The organism is Paenibacillus sp. TSA_86.1, assembly GCF_052691815.1.
Map to the genome: position 1 here is coordinate 393721 of NZ_JBQZGE010000002.1, position 18107 is coordinate 411827.

Annotated in this window: 14 protein-coding genes; 5 read left to right on the forward strand and 9 right to left on the reverse strand. The window is 45.4% G+C overall.

Annotated features, from left to right (window positions below):
- Positions 1-9: 9 nt before the first annotated feature.
- The 4 genes from ACUTVW_RS07850 to ACUTVW_RS07865 form a co-directional block, all read right to left on the reverse strand.
- Positions 10-1596 (reverse strand): glycoside hydrolase family 43 protein, encoded by a 1587-nt coding sequence (locus ACUTVW_RS07850; RefSeq protein WP_445645254.1) that lies wholly within the window; start codon positions 1594-1596, stop codon positions 10-12.
- 81 nt (positions 1597-1677) lie between these two features.
- Positions 1678-3738, reverse strand: coding sequence for a YjhG/YagF family D-xylonate dehydratase (locus ACUTVW_RS07855; protein WP_445645255.1), 2061 nt, complete (start codon positions 3736-3738; stop codon positions 1678-1680).
- A gap of 17 nt (positions 3739-3755) precedes the next feature.
- Positions 3756-5222 (reverse strand): alpha-ketoglutaric semialdehyde dehydrogenase GucD, encoded by a 1467-nt coding sequence (gucD, locus tag ACUTVW_RS07860; RefSeq protein ID WP_445645256.1) that lies wholly within the window; start codon positions 5220-5222, stop codon positions 3756-3758.
- Positions 5223-5268: 46 nt separating this feature from the next.
- Positions 5269-6144 (reverse strand): fumarylacetoacetate hydrolase family protein, encoded by an 876-nt coding sequence (locus ACUTVW_RS07865; protein ID WP_445645257.1) that lies wholly within the window; start codon positions 6142-6144, stop codon positions 5269-5271.
- 171 nt (positions 6145-6315) lie between these two features.
- Between ACUTVW_RS07865 and ACUTVW_RS07870 the strand changes: the two genes are divergently transcribed.
- On the forward strand, positions 6316-7239 hold the full coding sequence (locus ACUTVW_RS07870) for an AraC family transcriptional regulator (protein WP_445645258.1): 924 nt from the start codon (positions 6316-6318) through the stop codon (positions 7237-7239).
- A gap of 166 nt (positions 7240-7405) precedes the next feature.
- On the opposite strand, the gene ACUTVW_RS07875 is transcribed toward ACUTVW_RS07870, so the two are convergent.
- A complete protein-coding gene (locus ACUTVW_RS07875; protein WP_445645259.1) occupies positions 7406-8827 on the reverse strand; it encodes a family 43 glycosylhydrolase in 1422 nt (473 codons plus the stop codon).
- Positions 8828-8884: 57 nt separating this feature from the next.
- Here ACUTVW_RS07875 and ACUTVW_RS07880 point away from each other — a divergent pair, with 57 nt between their 5' ends.
- The 3 genes from ACUTVW_RS07880 (at position 8885) to ACUTVW_RS07890 (ending at position 11514) form a co-directional block, all read left to right on the forward strand.
- The gene (locus ACUTVW_RS07880; RefSeq protein ID WP_445645260.1) at positions 8885-9652 is read left to right on the forward strand and encodes a helix-turn-helix transcriptional regulator; all 768 of its coding nucleotides are present in this window, start codon (positions 8885-8887) and stop codon (positions 9650-9652) included.
- A 459-nt stretch (positions 9653-10111) separates the two neighbouring features.
- On the forward strand, positions 10112-10633 hold the full coding sequence (locus ACUTVW_RS07885) for a DinB family protein (RefSeq protein WP_445645261.1): 522 nt from the start codon (positions 10112-10114) through the stop codon (positions 10631-10633).
- 113 nt (positions 10634-10746) lie between these two features.
- Complete coding sequence (locus ACUTVW_RS07890) at positions 10747-11514, forward strand: AAA family ATPase (protein ID WP_445645262.1); 768 nt, start codon at positions 10747-10749, stop codon at positions 11512-11514.
- A 174-nt stretch (positions 11515-11688) separates the two neighbouring features.
- Here ACUTVW_RS07890 and uidA read toward each other — a convergent pair whose 3' ends face one another.
- Both uidA and ACUTVW_RS07900 read right to left on the reverse strand, forming a co-directional pair.
- A complete protein-coding gene (gene uidA / locus ACUTVW_RS07895; protein ID WP_445645263.1) occupies positions 11689-13476 on the reverse strand; it encodes a beta-glucuronidase in 1788 nt (595 codons plus the stop codon).
- A gap of 82 nt (positions 13477-13558) precedes the next feature.
- The gene (locus ACUTVW_RS07900) at positions 13559-14911 is read right to left on the reverse strand and encodes an MFS transporter (RefSeq protein WP_445645264.1); all 1353 of its coding nucleotides are present in this window, start codon (positions 14909-14911) and stop codon (positions 13559-13561) included.
- Positions 14912-15180: 269 nt separating this feature from the next.
- On the opposite strand from ACUTVW_RS07900, the gene ACUTVW_RS07905 reads away from it, so the two are divergent.
- Positions 15181-16425 carry an AraC family transcriptional regulator gene (locus ACUTVW_RS07905; protein WP_445645265.1) on the forward strand — a complete coding sequence of 415 codons (1245 nt, stop codon included), beginning with the start codon at positions 15181-15183 and terminating at the stop codon, positions 16423-16425.
- Positions 16426-16497: 72 nt separating this feature from the next.
- Here the strand turns inward: ACUTVW_RS07905 and ACUTVW_RS07910 are convergent, their stop codons facing one another.
- Entirely contained in the window at positions 16498-17478 is a 981-nt protein-coding gene (locus ACUTVW_RS07910; RefSeq protein WP_445645266.1) for an ROK family protein, read from the reverse strand.
- 28 nt (positions 17479-17506) lie between these two features.
- On the reverse strand, positions 17507-17836 hold the full coding sequence (locus ACUTVW_RS07915) for a DUF418 domain-containing protein (RefSeq protein WP_445645267.1): 330 nt from the start codon (positions 17834-17836) through the stop codon (positions 17507-17509).
- Between the last annotated feature and the right edge of the window lie 271 nt (positions 17837-18107).

Sequence of the window (18107 nt, forward strand, 5' to 3'; positions counted from 1 at the left end):
CATCATTTTTTATGATGTGGAATAACGAAAATAGTCAAAGTCAGCATGCCTACGGGTACCGCCGAGATCCTGCACACAGAGACCAATATAGGTTCCGGTGAACCGGATGTATTCCGGGGATTCATCACATAGATGGGTAATATCTGTCCACTCCCCTACCTGAATCCATGACGAATCACCGTTTATCGCATAATAAAAGCAAGCACGATCATGCTGAATCACGGCTTTTAAGCGAATACGACTCCCGGATTGCAATGGAATATCCTCCACAAGTTCATCATATACCCCATACTTGGAATGGATGATGCCAAGGCACAATCCCTTTTCTTCATGAAACGTTACTCTTAGGTAGAGATAGTCCTGCGTGTCGTAATAGAGAATCAGTCCTGCCATCTGCTGTGGATGATCCGGTGCGAATTCCAGGCACGTTTCGGCTTCACACTCAAAATCCTGCAGTCTGCGAGCAAGCATGCTTTGTCTATGAGTTGAACTCATAGATTCCATGCCATATAAACGTAAATAACCAGGACGTTCTGTCAGTGTAAGCCAAGATGCGTCTGGTGGGATACGAAGGGTGTTCCAGTCGTTACCAAGCTCGGCTTGATCAAAGTGATCTATTTCCCCTGCCAGTTCAAACGGTTGAGGTTTAATTTTCGGCGCAGTCACCTGAAGCTCCGGATATCGCGCCCCGCTGGCAAGTCTCAACCATCCGTCTTCACTCCAGATGCAATGCTGGAGAGCCGTCTCACGTCCAAGGATACAGTGTTTCTCCTGAACAGGTCTGCCTAGCAGATGTGCCATATACCATTCGCCCGTATGCGTCTCAACGAGACTTCCGTGTCCCGCCTTTTGCAGCGCTAAATCCGGCCTGCCTTCTGAAGTGAGCATCGGATTGCTCGGATCAACCTCATATGGACCTTGTAATGTACGTGAACGGGCAACCGTCACCGCATGCTCATAACCCGTTCCGCCTTCAGCTGTAACTAAATAATAATAATCGTTGTGTTTATACAGATGTGGTGCCTCTGTCAGTCCCAGTTCTGTTCCTTTAAAAATGTTGATAGCAGTTCCGACCAGCTTTTGCTCCTGAACCGAATACTCCTGAAGTACAATACCTGCAAAGCGGTTTTTGCCCTTACGGTGATCCCAAATCATGTTTACCAGCCACTTACGTCCATCTTCATCATGAAACAGAGAAGGATCAAAGCCGCTGCTATTCAGATAGATTGGTTCAGACCATGGGCCTTCGATATTTGTTGCAGCCACGAGGTAGTTGTGAGTATCTTTAAAAGCACCGATCCTACTCTTCACATCGGTATATATCAGATAAAACACACCGTTATCATAACTTAGACAAGGCGCCCAGACGCCTCCGGAGTTAATATTGCCCTCCATGTTTAACTGGGATATTCGAGTCAATGGTGAAGGTACCGCACGCCAATGAACCAAATCTTTGGAGTGGTGAATGCGTACTCCTGGGAACCACTCGAAGGTGGAAGTAGCGATATAATAATCTTCTCCTGCCCGGCATATGGAAGGATCGGGATGAAAGCCGGTTAGAATGGGATTGGTAATCATGGTTGTGGTTGTATTCATGAAAGCAACCTCCGGTAAAATTAATAGCTATAAAACATTGCTGGCTAGCACATCGTAAAAGTACAGGTTGATTTCAGGGCCTCAGTTCCAACCAAGCGCCTTTTTTCCAGCCTCAAGTGCAGTTATGATGCGGTCAACATCATATATGTTCCCTCTCCAGGTGCCTCCACTGACGGATTGCAGCGCTGCCCATAAGCGTGTATCATCCGGCAGAGCTTCATCTGGACGCATGTCTGGATGAAAAGATCTCTGTGCCAAGATGAGAGCCCCCTCTTCAGGAGAAACCTCCATCCCTTCTTTTCCGACAAAATTAACACTTCCCTCCAGCGTACTCCGATCCACGATAATGTTAATCAAATCCCCATCTCGCAACTTGCCGATCGGTCCGCCAGCCAGCGCTTCGGGGCCAACATGACCTATGCATGCACCGGTGGATACACCAGAGAAGCGGGCATCAGTAATGAGCGAAACATATTTTCCAAAAGACAGATGTTTAAGTGCAGAGGTAAGCTGATACGTTTCCTCCATCCCCGTCCCGGATGGCCCACGTCCGAGGAGGACGATGATGTCACCGGCGAGGATCCCCCCTGTTTTGATCGCTCGAATCGCTTCACGTTCGGTAGTAAACACCTTGGCTGTCCCCCGGTGACGATATATGCCATTTTCATCGAGTACATCCGGATCAATGGATGTTGATTTGATAACAGAGCCTTCCGGAGCAATATTGCCCGTTGGAAATGTGACGGTGGAGGAAATACCCAGGCGCTGGGAGTGCTCTGCACTCATAATGACACTATCCGGATCGATTCCGTCCCTCTCCTGCAATTGTTTTCGCATAACCTGCCGGCGCTCCGATGACTCCCACCAATCCAGTACGTGAGCCAAAGTTGTGCCGGTTACTGTCTTCACAGTCTCATCCAACAAACCAAGACGTCGGAGGTGAAGCATCACTTCTGGCACACCGCCAGCTTGAAACACCCGAATCGTTGGATAAAAGATAGGACCGTTCGGCAGCGCACTCACGAGTCTCGGGACATTTTTATTGACCTGAATCCAGTCCTGTACATTGGGCAGTGTTAAACCTGCCGCATGGGCAATGGCCGGGATATGAAGAAGCAGATTGGTAGATCCACCGAAGGCCGCATGTACAACCATGGCATTGCGAATCGACGCATCGGTGATAATGTCGGCCATTCTCATCCCTTGAGTCTCCATTTGAATCAGTGCACGCGAGGATTGACGTGCCATCTCGATCCAAATCGGTTGCCCCGAAGGTGCCAGAGCAGCATGAGGAACGGTCATGCCTAGCGCCTCAGCTACAACCTGCGCGGTTGCCGCTGTCCCCAGAAACTGACAGCCTCCACCTGGTGTCGCACACGCGCGGCAACCTAACTCCGATGCCATTTCCAGGGAAAGCTCTCCATTCGAGTACCTTGCACCAATGGTCTGAATCTTGCCTGCATCTTCCCCATCCGTAGGCGGAAGAGTGACACCGCCGGGAACAATAACGCCTGGCAACTGCGGCATACCTGCGAGGGCAAGCATCATGGCGGGCAGTCCCTTGTCACATGTTGCAACACCAAGCACACCTTTGCGGGTGGGCAAAGAACGAATCAATCTGCGGAAAACCATCGCCGCATCGTTTCTGTACGGTAACGAGTCGAACATGCCGGTTGTTCCTTGCGATCTGCCGTCACAGGGGTCGCTGACATAACCGGCAAACGGAATTCCCCCACGGCTGGATAACTCATCTGCCGCAGCTTTCATCAGGAGTCCCACCTCCCAGTGACCCGTATGATAACCGAGCGCAGTGGGACTGCCGTCCTCGTTACGAATGCCGCCTTGCGTACTTAAGATCAGATACTGCTTTCCGTTTAATTCTCCAGGCTTCCAACCCATACCGACATTCTGGGACATACCGAACAAATCGCCACTTGGCGCATTTCGCAGCAAATCATCGGTTAACGGCAGACGTCCTTCTACCCCGGGAGCATGGGCTTTGATCTCGAAGAGATTAGACTGCCTTTGTCCATGATCAGAAGTCCATTCCTTCGGACCAGCTACCTTGTCCCCTGATTTAGACGCTTTGTTGCTCATATCAGGCGAATTTTCACCCATAATGGTTAAGATCTGTTCGTACATGACACCCTCCACGCAGTTTATGACTTCACGAAGACTGTTTTGATTGCGGTGAAAAATTCAATAGCTGCCTGTCCTTGCTCTCTGGAATGAGAACTGGACATTTTCATTCCGCCAAACGGAGCCTGCAGTTCTACACCAGCAGTTTCCGCGTTAATTCTCACAAGTCCGGCATCCATATCCCGGATAAACGAAAGCATAGAACCCACATTTTGCGTATAGATCGAAGCACTCAATCCATAGTCACTGTCATTGGCCAGCGCTATAGCTTCTTCAATGGAATCTACAGGCATCAAGGCCAGAACAGGGCCAAATATTTCTTCCCGAGCTATGGCCATATGCGGTTCGACACCTTCAAATACCGTCGGCTGTACATAAAATCCTTCTGCAAGCTCAGCACTGTCCGGTCTGTTTCCTCCAGCTAGCAGCACGGCACCTTCGTCATGTCCCTTTTGAATGTAACTCAGCACGGTATTAAGTTGTGATTCACTAGCGCATGGGCCCATCCAGCTGCCCGCAGACATACCATCGCCCAAACGAATTTCCTGAACCTGTGACAGGAGCTTTTCTTTGAAAGCATCATATACGTTTCGTTCAATAATTACGCGGCTGGTAGCTGTACATTTCTGCCCCGTTGATTTCAGACCACCGCTGATCGTTCCCTCAACAGCCAAATCTAAGTCAGCATCCGCAGCAATAATGACCGGATTTTTGCCACCCATCTCAAGCTGATACTTCGCTCCTCGAGCGAGTACCGCCGCACCGACACGTTTACCAACTTCATTGGAACCCGTGAAGGTAATTCCGTTCACATCTGGATGTTCAGCCAGTGCCGAACCGATCACCGAGCCTTTGCCGCACACAAGATTGAGAACCCCTGCCGGGAGACCTGCCTCTTCAAAACATTCGAATACCTTGGCTGCCGTTACCGCTGTTTCCTGAGCAGGTTTCAATACAACTGTGTTCCCGTAGATCAACGCTGGTGCAGCTTTCCAGATCGGAATAGCTACCGGGAAGTTCCACGGTGCAATAACGCCCACAACACCTAGCGGTACACGCGTGGTGAACATCAAAGCTTCACTGTCTGTTGACGGAATGACATCACCCGTTTTACGCATGCCTTCACCTGCGTAATATCTCAAGATAGCGACGCCGCGCATCGTTTCTCCTTTAGCTTCCGGGAAGGTTTTGCCCATTTCTCTCGTCATGGCCTCCGCTACCTCTTCGGCCCTGCGTTCCAGTACATTGGCTGCCTGAAAAAGATAATTACCTCGTTCTGCGCCAGTTAATTTCCGCCAAGTCTTCGCGGCTGCTTTAGCCGCTGCTACAGCTTGATTTAGATCCTCTATGCCTGAGGCGGGTACATTGCCCACGACCTCTTTTCGATTTGCCGGATTGATGCTGGATTCAGTTTCGCCGGTTGCGGCCTTCACCCATTCTCCGTTAATAAAGTTGTTATAGGTCTGCTCTACCTGAAAAGCGCTCATCTTCTTCATCCTCTCTACATAAATCATTTGGAAATTTAGATTGACTTTAGTTGGATATAACAGGATTAATGAGTGTGCCGATCCCGCTGATTGATATTTCAATGCGATCTCCTGGCTTCAATGTAAAATCATTCGGCGGTACAATGTTGGTACCCGTCAGGAGCACGGTTCCGTCAAACAAATCATTGTCTCTTGCCAAAAAGGAAACCAGGTCATCCAGCTTACGATTTAAATCACTCGTACTGGCATCACTTCTCACCACGACCTCTCCATTGCGGTATATTTCGCAAACAATGTTAAGGTCATATGGATTCTGAACCGTTTCTGCCAATCGAATTGCTGGTCCGATAGAGCAGGAATTACGCCATATTTTGGCCTGCGGCAGATACAGCGGGTTTTCCCCCTCGATATCCCGGCAGCTCATATCATTGCCTGCGATGTATCCTACAATGCTACCATCTGCGGCAATTACGAGGCCAAGCTCAGGCTCCGGAATCTGCCATGTGGAATCGCTGCGGAGCGTGACCGCTTCATTCGGGCCAATCGTACGTGCAGCTGTGGATTTGAAGAAGATCTCCGGACGCTCTGCATCATAAACCTTATCGTAAAAAGTAGTTGCATCCAGCTTGCCATCCGTTGCTTCGTAATTACGCGCTTCCCGGCTTCGCTGATAAGTCACACCTGCTGCCCAGACTTCCGGGGCTTCGATGGGATTGACAATATGCAGGGTTGTCCAATCATCCGTCAGTTTATTCGTTGGTTTAAAAGCGCTTTCAACAAGTTGAACCGGCGTAATGTCCTGCTCTCTTGCTTGGTAGATCAAGGTCATGAAATCGGCCTGCGGCAAACGATAGGCTTGTTCATCATCCGTAACGGCTGCCAGCCACTTCTGTTCTCCATCCAGAAATCGAATAATTCGCATGTAAGCGTGCCCCCTGTTTCCCCTATCGGGTTGATATTTCTACATTAGCATCAGCGATGTCTCATGACGATGTTCTAATCACTCTAATGATTTACCCTTTTCACGCATTGATTTTCTGTTAAGATGAGTTTATACGTTTCACAGAATCGTTCAAAAAGGGGTTGAGCTGCTGTGACAAATCATTCAGAAGCCATGTATTTAGGCCGTTTGCCTGATGTTCGTCTGTCGTTTCAATTAATGGGATTGCATGCCAGAAAAGCAGATTCGAACTGGACGTATCCCTCCCATGAGCATTCGATGTATGAGATTCACTGGATGATGGAGGGGCAGATGAGCATGGTGATCAATGGAAAGCTGCATCAGCAGTCCAAGGGAGATCTTCTGTTCATTCGTCCGGGGATGACCCATTCCTGCACAGGAGCGGGGCCGGAAGGGTTTACATATTTTTCGGTTCACTTCAGCGTACATGATACTTCCTTCTGTCGGGAACTCAATCGCTGCAAAGATACCTATTATCCGGCGAATTCGAATCTGGCACTGGCAATATCCCCTATCCTCTCTACCTTATATGAGCTGTCCAAAGAGAATTTGTCCGATTCATTGTCCTCCTCCAAACAAATGAAGGTGCATGCCGCCGTATTTGAGCTGCTCGGTTCACTGGTAGGACAATTATCTCATAACGCATCCGTTACTCTTTCCAGAAAAGAGAGCGTAGCCCATCAGATCGCTGAGCACATTGAGGACTCGGTACGATATATTCATTTACATAGTGAAATTCAGGATAATAACCGTACCTGGATTCAGGATATTGCGAAATCATTAAACTTGAGTACGTCACAGGTCAACCGGATTTTTCGAGAAGTATATGGTCAGGCACCACGCAAATATTTATCGGAAACGTTACTGAATGAAGCGCAGCGGCTATTAAAACAAACGGATCTGAACGTGGATCACATTGCGATGATGCTCGGGTACAAAACGAATGCGCATTTCAGCCGTCAGTTTAAACGGTGGACAGGTATCGCGCCAAGCGAATTTCGCACTCATGCCCAGTTGGGCGCTATGAACTATGCGCAAGATGGAGAACAAGTGTAGGTTTGCGATAAAATACGATGGAAACATAAAAAGCAGCTCAAAGATGAGTGGCCTCACCAGTGGCTGCTTGGTCTTTGCGTAGAGGGAATCTGTACATCATTTTATACCGCTTATGATGCGGTGTTATGAAGGAATGAAATATGGCCAATTTTTATAAGTGCCTAAGTTAATCCAGTATAAATGAAGCCAGGCTTGCGCCTCCCGTTCCACGGTATGTAAAATATAAGGCCATCTTACCGTCAGGAATGTTTATTGCAGCCGTGTACGGTTTCCATTCATTGGTGAAGTGTACCGGGATTGTTCCTAGAACCGGACCATCCCATGCGGTTTTCACCTCAAAGTGTCCGTTGCAATATCCACGTACCTTGATTGTGACCTGGCTGATGCCGTTACAGTCGAAGTATTTAAAACCCGCTGTCGCTGATTCCGTCATATTTGTAATATATCCGGTTTCTTCATCGCCGTCTCGGCCATCCTGTGTAATTTTCGGGAAACGGCTGTCCAACCAAGCGCCTGCACCGAAACCGCCGGTGTACACTTGATCATCTTGGGTAAAAAGGTTGCATGCAATATAAGCGGGGTACTCCCCTTTACCTTGTAGCAGTCTCTCGTTCAGGCCCAATGAGGTCATTTCGACTTGAGGGATGGAACCGTCTTTTTCAATAACAATCTTTTCAATACATCCTTGTCGGTTGAATGCATCTCCATTCGTATGCCTGTGGTAGAAAATATACCAGTCCGTGTTGATCTCAACGATGCTGCCGTGGTTGTTGCCTCCATAATACATCGGTTTGTCGGCTGGCTTGTACGTATCGATATGGAGATCACAGTTGCTCACAATGACGCCTCCGTACTTGAATCCTGTGGTTGGAGACGTACTGGTTGCATAACAGAGTTCATGCATTACGACCGAGGAATACACCAGATAGTAGAGGTCTCCTCTTTTGCGAATGGAAGGTGCTTCAAAAAATTCATGTCCTTCATATCCGCTGCCCTCGCTATACGGTTGACTCGGTGCCACAAATACGGGTTCTTCCACAATCGTGAGCATGTCCGGACCGAGCACCGTTGCCATTGCGCCATGTCTGGAGTGGTCGCCCGGTCCACAGAAACCGGTATACAGATAAGTAAAATCTCCTTCTGTCATCACGCCAGGGTCGAATTGCGGCTCATCCCCTTCTCGTTCGCCGAGCCGGGTGCCGTCTGTATATTTTACATATCCATAGAATTCATATTTACCTGCGGGTGTATCGCATACAGCAACCGAAACCACCGGCACTTTATCGAGTACATAATATAAATAATAGCGACCGTCTGGTCCCGATGTTACATCGGGTGCATAAAGACACATATGACCGTCCTTGTTCAGCGGATCATCTGTTTTTTGATAAATAACACCCTCATTACGCCAATTCCCTAGGTCATCGACCGGTGCCGACCAGCATACATAATCATTCAGGCAAAAAACATGTCCGTTAAAGCGGTCATGTGATCCGTAGACATATACTCTGTCGTTAAACACGTAGGGCTCTCCGTCAGGGACGTATTCCCAGGATGGAAGATAGGGATTGAAACCTTGTTTTTTCATTTTAAAAGCACCCCTTGTCAAAGTAATGTTGTTATGAAGAAAGGTGAAGAATGAAAAATGAATACTATTTTTTATGTTGAATATGATGCTGCTCATCACAGTCCGTTTGTATTTGATATACCCGAAGGTCATGATTGCTGGCTGTTGGTCATTACGCAGACTCCAGCACAGTTCTGGGTGAATGGTAAGCTGGAAGAATATCCGCCCCATTGTGCTGTTCTGTATCCGCCGTATCAGAAAATATACTACCGCGCTTGTTCAGAGCAATATATGAACGATTGGATTCGTTTTGCTAGTGATGAGTTGTATGTAACCGATACTTCTCTGCCGCTGGGGGAGCCTTTTCCATTAGATGACCACGAATATTGTCATAAGCTGTTTCAATTGCTTGTCGCGGAGCACTCCTTTCAGAAAGATTACCGGGAATCATCCATAGATTATTTGCTTCGAACGTTGTTTAACAAGTTGCTGGAATCTTGTGGTCAAGAGAACATTGGCCCGCAACATTATCCTCTGATGAAACTTCGGACAGAAATTCACAACAATCCAAGTCATCCATGGACTGTGGCTACAATGGCCAAAACCATGAATATCAGTCCGGGATACTTGCAACTTATTTATAAGAAATCATTTGGTTTGTCGTGTATAGATGATGTCATCCATAGCCGAATTCGCTTGGCTAAAGAGTACCTTAGATACCATCCCTATACGGTTGCAGAGATTGCGGACAGGTGTGGGTACCGTAATGTCGAACATTTCTGCCGGCAATTCAAACAATTGACAGGTGTATCGCCTAAGCGATTCAACACAATCAGTGAGTCGTAATGAGCATCTGCATTTCAGAAACAGACGTATTTGTTTCCCAGTTTTTCTGCGTAAAATGGGTAGCGCTTTCTTATTATTAAGATAAGGTTTTGACCACATGCATACAATGACTTATCCTGACCGATTATTGATCAATCCTCATATGAGAGTAGTTTTTAACATCAGATTTTCTCTAACGATCTCCAGAAACGCTATTTGAGTGATTTTATTCGTTTTTATTCTCTAACGATCACAGGAGAGCTTATTTTCGGAAATTACTGTGAAATGCCACGTTTATTTTGTGTTTTGAGTGAAATAGGGTTTCTGGTGATCGTTACAATTCCAACAAGCCCTATTTCGGTTAAATAAGCTCGTCTGAGATCGTTAGAATAATATCGAGTGCGGCGAGCCGCTTCGATTCTTTTAAAATTAGTGGTAAAATAAACAAAAAAATCAATCATCAGACAAAGGAGATATGACATGAACGAAAGACCTAATCAAGAAGAATATGCAGCATACTACGAAGGATATATCCACCTTGTTCCCGAAGGAAATGTAGTTGAATTGTTGGAAAAGCAAGCTGAACGAGTAGAAAGCGCAATTCGCTCTCTATCGGAGGAAGAAGTTAATTTCAGTTATGGTGAAGGGAAATGGAGTGTTAAAGAGGTTTTCGGCCATCTTATTGATAATGAGCGCATTATGAGCGCCCGTTTGCTTCGTATCGCCAGAGGGGATAACACTTCACTTCCGGGCTATGATCAGGACATTTTTATGGCAGGTCATCCTTTTGAAACGTATACCGTGGTGAATCTGGCTGAAGAATATGCAGCGGTACGACACTCCACGCTTCTTCTACTTCGTCGTCTGAGTCCCGAAGCCATGATACGCAAAGGTTTGGTCAATGATCAAGTGGCTTCCGCCCGCTCTATTGCTTACGTGATTACCGGACATGAGCTACATCACTTGTCTATCCTTCGTGATCGCTATAATGTCCAGATATAACGGGTGAGGTCATTCAACACGAAATAAATGTCGTATGCTATTCCGGGTATACAGGAAGCTTCATTGCTTCGGGTCAGACGAAGCGTATTATTAATCTCCGGGGGTGAAGTGAATTGAAAGGAACTCCAGCCTATTTGAGACAAATACAGCTGAAACGCAATCAAATTGCCGCTTACGATGAGTATCCTTTTGACTTGCCCGTCATTCGTAATCTACAAACGCTTGAGTTCCATCCGAAAGTGACATACATCGTTGGTGAAAACGGGATGGGCAAGTCTACGCTAATGGAGTCGATTGCTGTGTCATGGGGATTCAATCCCGAAGGTGGCACGATGAACTTTACGTTCTCTACCCGAGCCACGCATTCCAACTTGTATGAGTATGTTCAATTAGTCAAAGGCACACGGCGTCCCAAGGACGGTTTCTTTTTCAGGGCTGAAAGTTATTATAATCTGGCAACAACCATTGATGAGTTGGATCGTGAGCCTTCCTATGGTGCTCCAATCAAGGATTCATATGGCGGTAAATCGTTACATGAGCAATCCCATGGAGAGTCGTTTTTTTCCACGTTTATTCATCGGTTTGGGGGTCATGGTCTTTATATTCTGGACGAGCCAGAGGCCGCGTTGTCACCGCTTCGCCAGATGGCCATGCTTACTCGAATCCATGAACTCGTGCAACAAAACTCACAATTGATCATCGCTACCCATTCTCCCATTCTGATGGCGTATCCCGATGCGCAGATTTTCAACCTGACACCGAATGGAATTGAGATTCAGACCTTGGAAGAAACCGATCATTTCCTGATTATGAAGGAATTTTTGAATAACAAGGATAAGATGATTCAGCAGTTGTTTGAAGAACCGGACATTGACGATTAAGGACACCGAACTCCTCTCTTGCCTGCTCCTGCAACTAGTCTTTTCACTGCCACTCGACCAAAAAAGAGACAGCTAATCATTATGATTAGCTGCCTTATTTATTGATCACTCGAATTACTTCTAATTACTTCTTGATCACTTGGATTGCTTCATGTACATATTCCTTATTCGTTCTTAACTCTTGTAATAAAAATCCGGGATAGTTGTCCAACGTCTTTTCAGTTCATGTGCGATAGCTTTCGGTTTGCGATCCCGTGTAAAAATACCCTTTTTATTCCCCTGGACACGAATAATTCCCTGACTGGTGGCAAAATCAGCAAAATTCCATACTTGTTCACCCACAAAGTGTTTGAATTCATCAAATACATCATGATTCGCTTTATAAAATTCGACCTGGTATTCCTCAGTAAACATTACAGGTTCAACATCGTGTAATCCCGCGACAGTGTCTGCCCCGTATTCAGTCATCATGAACGGTTTGTTCGGGCATCGCTTAAGCCAGCCATTGAATTCAGCACGAAGCTTTTCCTTGGCAGCATCCAGATCCCCACCATCCACATACCAGCCGTAATATCGGTTAAAGGTGAGAATATCCAACAGCTCCGCAATCTGATCCTTCTCAGGTGAGGATTCCATTTGAGTAACAATAGTCACCGGACGTTTCTGTGGATCTAATTCTCTCGTTAGATCAATCAACGGTTTAAAATATTCATAGGCTCCCTTTTCTTCAGAGGCAGGCTCGTTAGCTATATTCCACATAACTACACAGGGGTGATTTTTGTCCCGCTGAATGAGTTCCCGAATGACGTCCTGATGATGTTCAAACGTATCAAGCTCATCCCATGTATTCTTCAGCACGCCCCCGCGATGAACGACCAGCATGTTCAGATGCATGCCAACCGCGGCCACCTCATCAATCACGACAAAACCTTCCCGATCTGCCAGTCGCATCACTTCTTCTGAGTACGGATAATGTGCGGTACGGAAAGAGTTGGCTCCTGTCCATTTCATCAGATTAAAATCAAGCACATTGGCGGCTTCATTAAAACCTCTGCCATGAATGGCCGTATCCTCATGCTTGCCATACCCTTTGAAGTAAAAGGGTTTATCATTAATCAGGAACTTGCCTTCCTTCACTTCGACACTTCTCACCCCGAATGGCTGTTCATAAACATCCATTGTTTCCCCTTCGGTTTCAAGTTCTACGCGCAACGTGTACAAGTAGGCATTCAGCGGCTCCCAGAGTCTAACATCTGATATGATCATTGTGCCTGATTCGCCTTCGGATTCTGCAACCAAAGAGCCGGATTCATCGATAATTTTAGCTTTCACTGACGCAGATCCAACCACATCAATGGAATACTGAACCCGACCATCCAGTCCGGTCACAATGGAGACATCTTTAATGTAGGTCTGCGGTGTTGTATATATTTTTACAGGGCGATGCAGACCGGCATAGTTGAAAAAATCAAAGTTTGGCAGATTGTGCAGCGTTTTTTGTCCGTCAGAATGTTGTTTTTCAATGACAGAGCCAACGGGTAACGTCGTTTCATCCACGATATTATTTACAGCGACGGTTATGCGATTCTTCCCTTTGTGCAAGTAACGGTTTATTTCAGCTTCAAAAGGTAAAAAGCCGCCTTTGTGCTGGGCAACAAACTCCCCGTTTACATACACTTTGGCCAAATGAGTAACGGAGCCGAACCTTAATACAACTCTCTCTTCACTCATCACACTCGGCAAGGTGATCTCCCGCTCGTACCATACCCAGCCCACATGGTCACGAATTTTGGCGCTTACTCCGATATCGTTATATGAGGCTGGGACAGCCATGCGCATCGGATCTTGGAGTTTTTCCTTTTGCCAACTTTCCTGAAATCCCTCTCCGGTATCCAGCTTGAAATTCCAAATGCCATTCAGATCGATCAGATTACGTGTTTCGGTCAATATAGGGTATAACATATGAACATCTCCTTCATTCTCTATAAAATAGGCGCTTCCTCTACCTCCTGTCTTCTATACCTTGTGAAATGGGCTTCGGGCATCAGTTCGTTCGTTTTTCTTTGATATCGCTTACAAGTTGTGCCGTACGTTTTTTGTTTAATGGATATAGGAAAGCAATGCAGATAAATACAAGAAACAGACCTATAGCCGGAACAAGCGTTGCCAAGAAATAGATGCCTTCAAGTGTACGTGGGGTTTGCACATGCATTGCAGCATTGTACCCGACAGCCGCCATGGCTACCCCGCCAATACCGCCCGCAACAGCCTGCCCGACTTTACGCGAAAAGGAATAAATGGAGTATATCGTCGCATCCTCCCGAAGCCCTGTAACATGTTCATGATAGTCAACCAGGTCTGTAATAAACGCCCAGCTGATCAGATTGAACAGAGCGTATCCAAACAACCCAACGAACAGGATCGACATGTATTGAACAGCCGAAAGATTCGGAATGAAATACAGCAGCAAGTATACGAGCGTTGAGAGTAAAAAGCCTGCAGCGGCGACTTCTTTTTTACCGAACTTTGCTACGAGCGGTTTGACTAACGGCATTCCAATGAATATAGGCGCAGCTTGAACTAGACTGAACACACTAAGTAACTGGGCATTCCCGAAATAGTCCTTGAACAAATACGTATTGACCGTACCAAGCAACATTAAATTGATTAAGAAAATGAGCGATCCGATCAGAAATATGATGAGTGGTTTATTTTTCAAAAGTCCATATAATGTCTTTCTCAAATTGGTGTTTGGCTTCTCATCCATATCCGGGATAACACGTTCTAGCGATAATTTATAACACGCCATATAAGAAGCAATGGACAATATTCCAAAAATAACAGCTCCCAGTAAAAAACGGCTCGCATTTGCTTCGTTGTTTACAAACAATAATAATGGACCCACAACGCCTACAAATAATTGAGCTAAAGTGGCTCCAAGCGATCTCCATGTAGATAATACGGTACGCTCCACAGGGTCAGATGTAATGACTGAGGCCATGGAACCATAAGGAATATTAACGGTGCTATACAACGTCCCCCACAGAATGTAAGTAACATAAGCGTAGGCAAGATAGAATCCATCCGACATTCCAGGGATGTAGACAAACATAAGTACCCCGGAGATCACAAGCGGAAATGACATTCGATAAATCCATGGTTTGAATTTACCATGTTTGCTTGCTTTCCGCGTATCAATAAAACGTCCCCACGTGACATCGGCTATGGCATCCCACAAACGAGCTAACAGGAATAACCCTCCAACCGCAGCCGGGTTAATATGAAAGACATCCGTGTAATAGACCATCAAAAATGAGCCAACCAGGGCGAAAAAGAAATCGTTTCCAAAATCACCAAACAAATAGCCGAATTTATCCTTATATCCGAAAGGACGCATAAAAATCCACCTCTTTATTCAAAATTTGGAGTAACCTATTGTTGTGTTTTATTGCAATACAAATCGGATCATTTGATAACGCTCTCAATTCAGGGTGTGGGTCGTTTTTTATATTGGTTAAGTAGCTGATCCCCCTTAAATCTATGCTTGAAATCGATTTCATGACAAATTATAATCGGTCTTGTGAGGTTTCATATGGTAAGTTTCACATGTAAATAAGAATATTCACATGTGTTTTTCACTTCTTAGACTGGAACGGAGGCTTGGTGATGTATAATTTCTCGGATGAAAACGTTGAATATATATGTAATATGACTCATCATTTATACAATGTACCCGTCTACTATTTTGATAACGATTACAAGCTAATCTATCAGGTTACCCCTGCGGATTTTCAGCATAATCCCTTATTTCCCTCTGACGATAAGATCATGACAGACCTGTTTTCCAGCACGCAAATCGAGCCATTCCCCGTCCTTCGTGAAACAATCTATTTGGAGAAATTTTTCGCAATACGTATTCGTTCGGATCATCAGTGGATCGGAATCATCATTGTAGGCCCGATTATCAATTTTAAAATGACAGAGGAAATCATTCGTGTTACTCTAAGTGATTTGTTAGCCAAAGCGGATCATCACGAAATGAAGATGTATTACGACGGAGTCCCTGTGATGAGTACTTTTAAATTGATTAATCTTAGTATGACGATGTATTTCATGCTCTATCAGGAAAAGCTAACGCTCGACGAAATCTTAATGAAAAATGAGGATGAGCGTTGGAGAAAAACGCTGGAAATCGAGCAAACGTATAAGCAAATCATAGACGACCGTCTAAATAATCTCGTTCACACGGAAATCGATAAAGAGAAGCAAGTATTTGATTTCATTCGATTGGGCAGAACCGATAAGGTGCTAGAATCCTTTCATACCATTCACAAACAAGGCAAAAAGAGTGTGTTATCCAAGACGAGTTATCTGCGTAGTCAAAAGAATCTGGCGATCTCTCTTGTCACGCTTGCAACAAGGTCAGCGGTAGAAGGTGGTGTTTTTCAAGAGATTGCTTATAATCTTAGTGATTTTTATATCCTTAAAATTGAGGACTTAACCGACAGCCAAGCGGTGGAGGATTTAATGGAGGTGGCTCTGCTTGATTTTGCGGAACGTGTGAAGCGTAGTAAAAAACACAAATACTCGAAACCGATTAACATATGCCAAAACTATATCTTCAACCATTTAAATGAACGGATTACGATCGCACAACTGGCTAAAATCACTTCGTTGCATCCGAATTATTTATCCAATCTGTTCAAAAAAGAAGTAGGCATCTCCATTTCGCAGTTTATTCTGAAAACGAAAATTGAAGAAGCTCAACATTTGTTGACGTATTCTCACTATTCATTGGCGGAGATTTCTACTCTTTTGAACTTCTACGATCAGAGTTATTTTGCGAAAGTCTTTAAAACGTATGCGGGATGTACTCCTAAACAATTTAAAGATCAAAGAAAACAAGATTAAATTAAATTTGATCAGAAACCTTCAAAAGCCGCTTTAAATCGGCTTTTGAAGGTCTATTTAGTAACTTACAAGTTACATTCCGGTGTTCGTAAGTAGTCTGTGATTCGCATATGCTGCAGCACCGATCACACCCGCTTGTCCGCCCAATTGGGCTTGCGCAATAGTACAAGCTCCAGAAGCGAGCTTTAATGAATGATTTTGAACGGTATTACGAACGGTGTTCAGAAGGCGATCACCAGCTGCGGACATGCCGCCACCTACGATAATCATTTCTGGATTCAACATATTGATCACATTGGAAAGGCCGAAACCCAATATCTCTCCTGTTTCGTGCATGACTTCAACAGCAAGTGCGTCGCCAAGGTCATACGCATTCGAGATCATATGAGCGGTAATTCTGGACGGATCTCCTTCTACCCACTCCGTAATCATACTGGATCGGCCTGCCTCCAGCTTTTCCGTCAACGTTCGAACCATTCCAATGGCAGATACGTATCTGCCCAGGCAACCTGAACTCCCGCAACGACAAAGACGGCCTTCTCTATACATATTCATGTGTCCAATTTCCCCTGCACTTGAGGTTGCTCCGTAGATTACCTTCCCGTCATTGATGATTCCAGAGCCTAGACCGGTTCCTAAGGTGATTAATACCAAGTTGCGGCAACCGACGCCTACACCAAACAGCCATTCACCATATAGATTAACACGTACATCATTGTCGATAAAAATGGGGAAATCAAGATGTTGGTTCATATGATTCACGACATGGACATTCTCCCATTCGGTGAAATTAGGCGAAAATATAGATAAACCCGTTTGTGGATCTAATAAGCCAGGTATGCCTATACCCATGCAATTTACCTCATCTGCATCGATTCCTTCGGCCAACATCATTTCTTGAGTTATGTTCGCCATTTTATGTAACACATGGTTTGAGCCTTTATCGGCTTCCGTGGCATCACTTCGTTCGTGGATTTTCTTGAATTCTGTATTAAAAATAGCGGATTTGATATTCGTGCCGCCCAGATCCATTCCAATTATATATTTAGTCATTATAAAACCTCAATCTTCTAGAATTTACTTACTCCCATCGCGACATCAACTTTTCCAACGGGCCGTGATTATACTGTTTCTTCCAGTAGACTGAAAATACGATGGCAGCAGCATAGAACAGAAATGCATAGAACGTTGAAAACATTACACTACCATTCTCTAATACGTCCAATAACTGAAGTGGGGCAAGTCCCATAATAACATGCGCTACATAATGTGTCAGCGACAGTTGTCCTGTGCTAATTAACGCTTGAACCCAGAGGCGAAATCTCCACCTCTCTGCTACTTGAATACAGATGATCAGCACGGCGAGTGCTGATGCGGCTGCGGCGCAGAAATACATCGGGTTGGGAGGCATCGGTTTCGTACCGAATAAGGATTGAGCACCTTACAGCGCTGAAGCACGTCCCTCGATTGCTCCCGTTGCCGTTTGTAACCATTCCGGCCCGGCGGTTGGAATTATTCCCAGCTTATAATTGACCAGAATTATACCAATGATAGCTAGTGCTCTTGCCAAGTCTAGACCGAAGATTCTTCCTTTTGGTTATGTACGTCCATGTTATAGCCCTACCGTATCCATCTCCATGATGTTTGCAGTTGCAAATACAACATGAAGCATATGGGTTGAG